This window comes from Gilliamella sp. X-60, assembly GCF_057063585.1.
In genome coordinates this window covers 178,305-184,982 of record NZ_JBXSQJ010000004.1, presented here as the reverse complement: position 1 = coordinate 184,982, position 6,678 = coordinate 178,305, and the positions used below count along the sequence as shown (strand labels likewise).

Annotated in this window: 7 protein-coding genes, 1 pseudogene and 1 riboswitch; of the genes and pseudogenes, 7 read left to right on the top strand and 1 reads right to left on the bottom strand. The window is 36.2% G+C overall.

Features of this window, described 5'->3' with window-relative positions:
* Nucleotides 1-113, bottom strand: a pseudogene (locus tag ACYIAM_RS03940) (IS5/IS1182 family transposase); the annotation flags it as partial.
* A gap of 313 nt (nucleotides 114-426) precedes the next feature.
* Between ACYIAM_RS03940 and ACYIAM_RS03935 the strand changes: the two are divergent.
* From ACYIAM_RS03935 to dinB, 7 genes are all read left to right on the top strand, one after another.
* Nucleotides 427-594, top strand: a complete 168-nt coding sequence (locus ACYIAM_RS03935; protein WP_483747327.1) for a hypothetical protein — start codon at nucleotides 427-429, stop codon at nucleotides 592-594.
* Nucleotides 595-604: 10 nt separating this feature from the next.
* Entirely contained in the window at nucleotides 605-1,078 is a 474-nt protein-coding gene (locus ACYIAM_RS03930) for a hypothetical protein (protein WP_483747326.1), read from the top strand.
* A 66-nt stretch (nucleotides 1,079-1,144) separates the two neighbouring features.
* Nucleotides 1,145-1,351 (top strand): hypothetical protein, encoded by a 207-nt coding sequence (locus ACYIAM_RS03925; protein WP_174797168.1) that lies wholly within the window; start codon nucleotides 1,145-1,147, stop codon nucleotides 1,349-1,351.
* Between the two features lie 193 nt (nucleotides 1,352-1,544).
* Nucleotides 1,545-1,653: riboswitch (TPP riboswitch) on the top strand.
* A gap of 39 nt (nucleotides 1,654-1,692) precedes the next feature.
* Nucleotides 1,693-2,688, top strand: coding sequence for a thiamine ABC transporter substrate binding subunit (gene thiB / locus ACYIAM_RS03920; protein ID WP_483747325.1), 996 nt, complete (start codon nucleotides 1,693-1,695; stop codon nucleotides 2,686-2,688).
* 14 nt (nucleotides 2,689-2,702) lie between these two features.
* Entirely contained in the window at nucleotides 2,703-4,280 is a 1,578-nt protein-coding gene (gene thiP, locus ACYIAM_RS03915; RefSeq protein ID WP_483747324.1) for a thiamine/thiamine pyrophosphate ABC transporter permease, read from the top strand.
* Complete coding sequence (gene thiQ / locus ACYIAM_RS03910) at nucleotides 4,258-4,959, top strand: thiamine ABC transporter ATP-binding protein ThiQ (protein ID WP_483747323.1); 702 nt, start codon at nucleotides 4,258-4,260, stop codon at nucleotides 4,957-4,959. Before thiP ends, thiQ begins: the two co-directional genes overlap by 23 nt.
* Nucleotides 4,960-5,555: 596 nt before the next feature.
* Nucleotides 5,556-6,611, top strand: a complete 1,056-nt coding sequence (dinB, locus tag ACYIAM_RS03905) for a DNA polymerase IV (RefSeq protein WP_483747322.1) — start codon at nucleotides 5,556-5,558, stop codon at nucleotides 6,609-6,611.
* The last annotated feature ends 67 nt before the right edge of the window (nucleotides 6,612-6,678 follow it).

Below are 6,678 nucleotides of genomic sequence, written 5' to 3'. Positions count from 1 at the left end.
AGGATCCCTTCAAACGTCATCCGATGCTCGGATTTATTATAAACTCGGCCGGTATTTTTCATTATTTGTAGTAGCTTTTCCCACCGTTTATCTGTTAGCATTGTTCTTGGCATGATGAATCGAGTTATGATTGTTTTTTGCAGAATTATTATAACTCACATCATGCCGTCTAAAAAATAACCACTAAAGATCAACACGCCCTAATGAGTTTTGATAAGTTGGATAAAAAACAATAAAGTCAAAATTCTACTCAACTATTTCTTAGTGGTTAAATTTACGCATTACTAAAAAATCTAAAATCCAGCTAACCCTTTTTTTATCAATAAATAAAAATAAATAAAAACAATAAATTAAAAGCAACCTATAAAAAAGGGTTTTGTAAAACAAAAATCCTATTTGCCTTTTGCGAAATGGGATTATAGTATATTGGCTTCACCTCCGTGTAGGCGGTTTAAGACCAGTTTTTACACTTTACTCGTTTATATCCTCGAAGTTATCCCTCAAATTATTATTGAAATCATTCTCAAAAATCCTATTGGCGTTGATTCTGTTATTATTGCCGTATTAATGGAATTTGCAGGCATTAACCAGTAAAAATGTCCGAGTGGTTAATCGTAGTGATGCAATAATATTACCACCATCACCTATTATCAAATTTGTCAGACCTAACCTGAATTACGGCAAAAATACACAAGTTGGACCTGCTGACATATGGCATCCAAACAAAGGATTTTTTACGCAATCAGTCAACCCTGAATCATACGCCCTCAATTTTCCGACCACGGGAGCTAATGGATTATATTTTGATTTAGACATAGAGGGGATTGATCCAATTGAATTGACATGGGAGCTAGTTACGCATGAGGGGATCACCGCTACTGTGACAAGGAAAACAACCAGTAGTTATTGGGATAGTTGGCTTGATGGTTCAGAAGATGTGGCGCGAGTTACCTTAACTGGTCCTAAACCAAACGACGATGACTATGACGTTCGGCACAGCCACCATCTAACTTATTCAGATCTAATTTATAAGCCAAATTTACCACAGACATTCGAGTTAGTGGGTAGAGATAGATAGGGTAATGAAGTCGTAACATATGGATTTGTATTACAGAAGTGGTTCTTGATCCGTAGCACCTCGGTAATGGTAGGAGTTGATGGGACTCCTACCCATACCGATTGGTATGATGATTTAGACTATCGACTTCCGCAAGTAAAAGACCTCACCAATGGGGTTTGTCGTAATAAAGCTCTAGATGAAGATGATTGTAATGGTGTCGTCGGGGCTACGCCGTCATCAAGGGTAATCATTACCAGAGCCGATAACAGGCAATTGAGCTCAAATTATTGATAGATTTAGTAGCAAATTTATATTGGTCTGTTTTTAAGCATTTAGAATGGTAAGGTGATTGGTTGTTTGAGAACAAAAAAATAATATAAAATCAATAAACTAATGGATGGTTTTTTTTAGGCTATTACCGATCTTTATCATTTTCGTTATTTACGGTTGTTTACAATCCTTATTCCAACCACTACACTAGCCCATGTTCTCAACGGGGTGCCCAGTAGGGCTGAGAATGTTAGATAGACTAACGTAACCCGTCGAACCTGAACTGGATCATGCCAGCGGAGGGATTTGAGTTATTGTAGTTGCTCAAACCTTTTGTCTTTTTTGGCTATTTTGGAGGCAAAATGTTTTGTAAAAAATTGTTATTATTTTTGGTCTTTCCTATTCCTTTCATGGCAAATGCTGCTGATGTAAAGCCTACCTTAACGGTTTATAGTTATAACTCTTTTATTTCAGAGTGGGGGCCTGGGCAAGAGATTGAAAAGGGGTTTGAAGCGCAGTGCGATTGCCAACTTGAAATTGTTGCATTAGGCGATGGCGTAGCGGTTTTAAATCGAATTCGCCTTGAGGGCGATAGAACCAATGCCGATGTGATCTTAGGGTTAGACAATAACCTTTTAGATCAAGCCAAACAGGCGGGTATTGTTATTCCTCATCAAATTAGCAAGCCTAATAATTTAAATACCGATTGGTGGGATAGTGATTTTATGCCTTATGATTTTGGCTATTTTGCATTTATTTATAATCAACAAAAAATCAATCATCCACCACGGAGTATGCACGAGCTAGTTGATAATCAAGCCAACTGGAATATTATTTATGAAGATCCAAGAACCAGCACCCCAGGGTTAGGTTTATTATTTTGGGTGAAGAAAATATACGGTAATGATGCAGCATCTGCTTGGCAAAAAATAGCTAACAATACTGTGACTGTGACCAAAGGTTGGAGCGAATCTTATGGTTTATTTTTGAAAGGTGAGGCCGATTTTGTGCTTAGTTATAGCACTTCACCTGTTGCGCATATTATGAATGATAATGATCATCGTTATGCTGCGGCTATTTTTGATGAAGGCCATTACCGCCAAGTCGAAGTTGCGGGCATCACTAAGTACAGTCAGCAACCAGAGCTTGCACGTTCATTTTTGCGATATTTATTAACTCCTGAGGTACAGCGCCAATTTGCTGAAAAAAATTTCATGTATCCGATTATTAACATTCCATTACCCGAAGCTTTTCAGCAAATTAAGCCAGTCAATAAAGCGCTTGAGTTTGATGCCAAACAAGTTGAACAGAATCAAAAAACGTGGGTACGTGAATGGAAATCCACCATTAGTAAGTAGTTTTATTTAGCCTAATGTTGAAATTAAGAACATTACTTCCTGGTTTTAGCGCTGCAAGCTTCATCTTAATTGTATTAGGCACAGCGCTATGTGCACTTTTCTTGGTCGCTATCCAGTCAAATAATTTAACTGTCTATTTTGATAGTTATTTAATGCATTTGATTTGGATAACAGTATTTCAAGCAACGCTATCGACATTATTATCTATTTTATCGGCAATAGTAATGGCGAAAGCTTTATCAATGGTCAATTTTTGGGGTAAACGGTTATTGTTACGCATAATGCCTATTACCTTTATTTTACCCACACTCGTTGTTGTGACGGGGTTATTGTCTGTTTATGGGAAACATGGCTTATTGGCTGAGGTTTTTGATTACTTAGGATTGCCATTTATTACCTCTATTTATGGTTTGAAAGGTATATTATTTGCGCATGTGTTTCTTAATTTTCCGTATGCTTGTTGTTTATTTTACCAAACGTTAAATAACGTACCTGTCGCACACAAACAGTTAGCGACGCAGTTAAATTTTTCGAGTTTTACTTATTTTAAATTGGTTGAATGGCCACTACTACGTCGGCAATTGTTCCCGATGGCATCGCTTATTTTTATGCTTTGTTTTTCGAGTTTTGCCATAGTATTAACGCTTGGAGGTGGACCAAAATATTCCACAATTGAAGTAGCTATTTATCAATCTATTCGTGAGTTTGATTTGATGCAAGCTGTATTTTTAGCCTGTTTGCAGTTAGTTTGTTGCGTTAGTTTTATGCGGTTGATGCAAAAAACAAATTATAATAAAAGACTTAGTGTGAACTACGTTAGGCAAAATTATTGTGTGCCAGTTTCGTTTCACTTAGTGTTGTTGAGTATGGTGATTATTATTATTGGTGGGCTATTTATTGTTTTACCCATCATTACGATACTTATTGAAGGGATTTATTTTTTTAAGTGGTCATTTTTAACGGCCACTTTTCAACATGCTGTTATGTTTTCGGTATTAATTGCTTTGGGATCGGCAATGATTGCTATGCTACTTGCTTTATTATTACTTTATACTAACAGCCGCCTATTGATTAATCAGCAAACACAGTGGAGCAATCGATTAATGTTGGTTGGATCGCTGATTTTAATTATTCCAAGTATGGCACTAGCGTCGGGTATGTTTTTAATGTTATTTCCGTACGCGTATAGTTCTGTGCTTGTGTGTGGCTTAATTATGTTGTGTAATGGTTTTATGGCATTGCCCTTTTTATTAAAAAATCTTGCAGCGCCAATGTATGATGTGACATCACGTTACTGGCAATTAAGTCAATCACTCAATATTGATGGTTTATTGCATTTTTATTTGATCGAATACAAAGCGCTAAAAAAATTAATCATTCAGAGCTTTGCTTTTTCAGCCATATTATCGTTAGGTGATTTTGGTATTATTGCGTTATTTGGTGGGCAGTCAGTCATTACGTTACCCTACTATTTATATGAGCAAATATCGCATTATTATTATCAAGAAAGTACCGTAACTGCTGCATTATTGTTAATATTATCTTTTAGTTTGTTGGTTGTGATAGATTATGATCGAACTGAATCACATTAATTATCAATATGATAATTTTAAAGTACATTTTGATATTGAGATAGCAGCAAAAGAACGCGTCGTTATTGTTGGGCCTAGTGGTGCAGGTAAAAGTACTTTATTAAATTTAATTGCTGGATTTATTCATCCAAAATCGGGCGATATCATTCTTAATAAACAATACGCAAATAACTTACTTCCTGGCAAACGCCCTGTATCAATGTTGTTTCAAGATAACAATTTATTTAGTCACTTAACCGTTGAACAAAACATCGCTTTAGGGCTTAAACCATCATTAAAGTTAACGGTAACTGAGCAACAGACTATTTGTGACATTTTAACTCAAGTGGGACTGGATGGATTTGGTAAACGATATCCAGAACAATTATCAGGTGGGCAACGCCAGCGAGTGGCACTTGCGCGTTGTTTAATTCAACATCGGCCTATTTTATTATTGGATGAGCCGTTTTCAGCGCTTGATCAAGCTCTACGTTATGAAATGTTAGCATTAGTTAATCAAATTTGTGATAAATTTAGTTTAACCTTAATGATGGTATCGCATTATCTTGATGATTCGCTCAGCTACTTTTCGCGTTGTTTGGTCGTGGATAATGGGCAGATTGTTTTTAACGGGATGCCAACAGAGTTAAAACAACCAGAAAATAATCGCATTGCGAAAATATTGGGTTTTAATTTTTAATAAAAAGTGAGATTTAAACGCCAAATAAAGCGCTTTGTCTATTCGTCTGTAATGCTTTAAAAAACACCGATTAATCGAAGAAATCATGATTTAATTTGCAGACATGTTTATTAATACTGAGTTATTAATAGTTTTGATCTTTAAATTAAAAAGCTTAAAGTATAAGATTTTATTACCCTCTTAAACGTATATGATTTGCAATTGCCAATAATAACAGCGATTAATATTTACACAAAATATAAAGTACCATTTAAAACGATATATATGATGCCATTTATGCTTTGCAATCACCAACATGGGTGGCAACGCATCCGAATCATTATCAACATTATGTGGATCGCAAATTTAGTATGCAAGATTTGATTTACATGTGGTCTGATTTAGCGGGGTTAAGAGATAACTTATATGTTTCTGAAAAAGCATTGTTAATCCTAATTTTCATCAATCAACGCGTTCGATTGGTGACCCTTATGATAAAAATGGTTTAATTGATTTCGATAAATTGACTAAGTAACCGCAAAGATTATTTACACAATAGTTTAAGTTATGATATTGTATATTTATACAGTTGTATTTTAAGTGTTGTAAAACCGTTTATGCGAAAAATTATTCATGTGGATATGGATTGTTTTTATGCCGCCGTTGAAATGAGAGACAATCCCCGTTATCGCAATCTGCCTATTGCGGTGGGGGGCGATCCGCGTAAACGCGGTGTGGTTGCTACTGCCAATTATTTAGCTCGTCAATATGGTATACACAGTGCTATGTCAATGGCACAAGCTATTAAACTGTGCCCTAATCTTAAAATTATACCCGGTAGGCATGCGGTATATAAAGAAGTGTCAAAACAGATCCACCAAATTTTTAGGCGCTATACTGACTCTATTGAGGCACTATCGCTCGACGAGGCTTACCTTGATGTGACCGATTGCAAGCTTTGTTATGGTTCGGCTACCTTGATTGCTCAAGATATCCGTCACGCTATTTACAACGAACTTGAATTAACGGCATCAGCAGGTGTTGCTCCCCTTAAGTTTCTTGCCAAAATAGCTTCAGATATGAACAAACCTAATGGTCAATATGTGATAACACCCGATGAAGTCGATAGCTTTATTGATCGGCTTCCCCTAAAAAAAATTCCGGGAGTGGGTAAAGTCACTGAAAAAAAACTCGCCCAATTAGGGCTATTTACATGTAACGATGTCGTTAATTATGATGTGACTAAATTGCTTAACCAATTTGGGAAATTTGGGCGAATATTGCATGAACGATGTCAAGGTATTGATGATCGCGAAGTGTGTAACGACAGGCAACGTAAGTCGGTTGGGGTCGAGCGCACCTTAACAGATGATATTCATAGTTGGGATGAATGTTTATTGCAGTTTGAACCATTATTTGAAGAAATGGAAAAACGATTAAGTAAAGTGCGTGCTGACCTGTCGATTGCTCGGCAAGGTGTCAAATTTAAGTTTGACGATTTTCAGCTGACAACACAAGAGCATGTATGGTCTAAATTAGATAAAGCCGATTTGATTGAACAAGCGCATAAAGTTTGGTTAGAACGGCGTAATGGTCGTGGTGTTCGTTTAATTGGTTTTCATGTAACGTTAATTGATCCACAAGTTGAAAAACAGTTAATTTTTCCGTTTTAGATCTTTTTCGTCATAAAAAAGAGGATGCAGGCAAAAACTAAACGCATCCTCATAATAAAATTTCTGT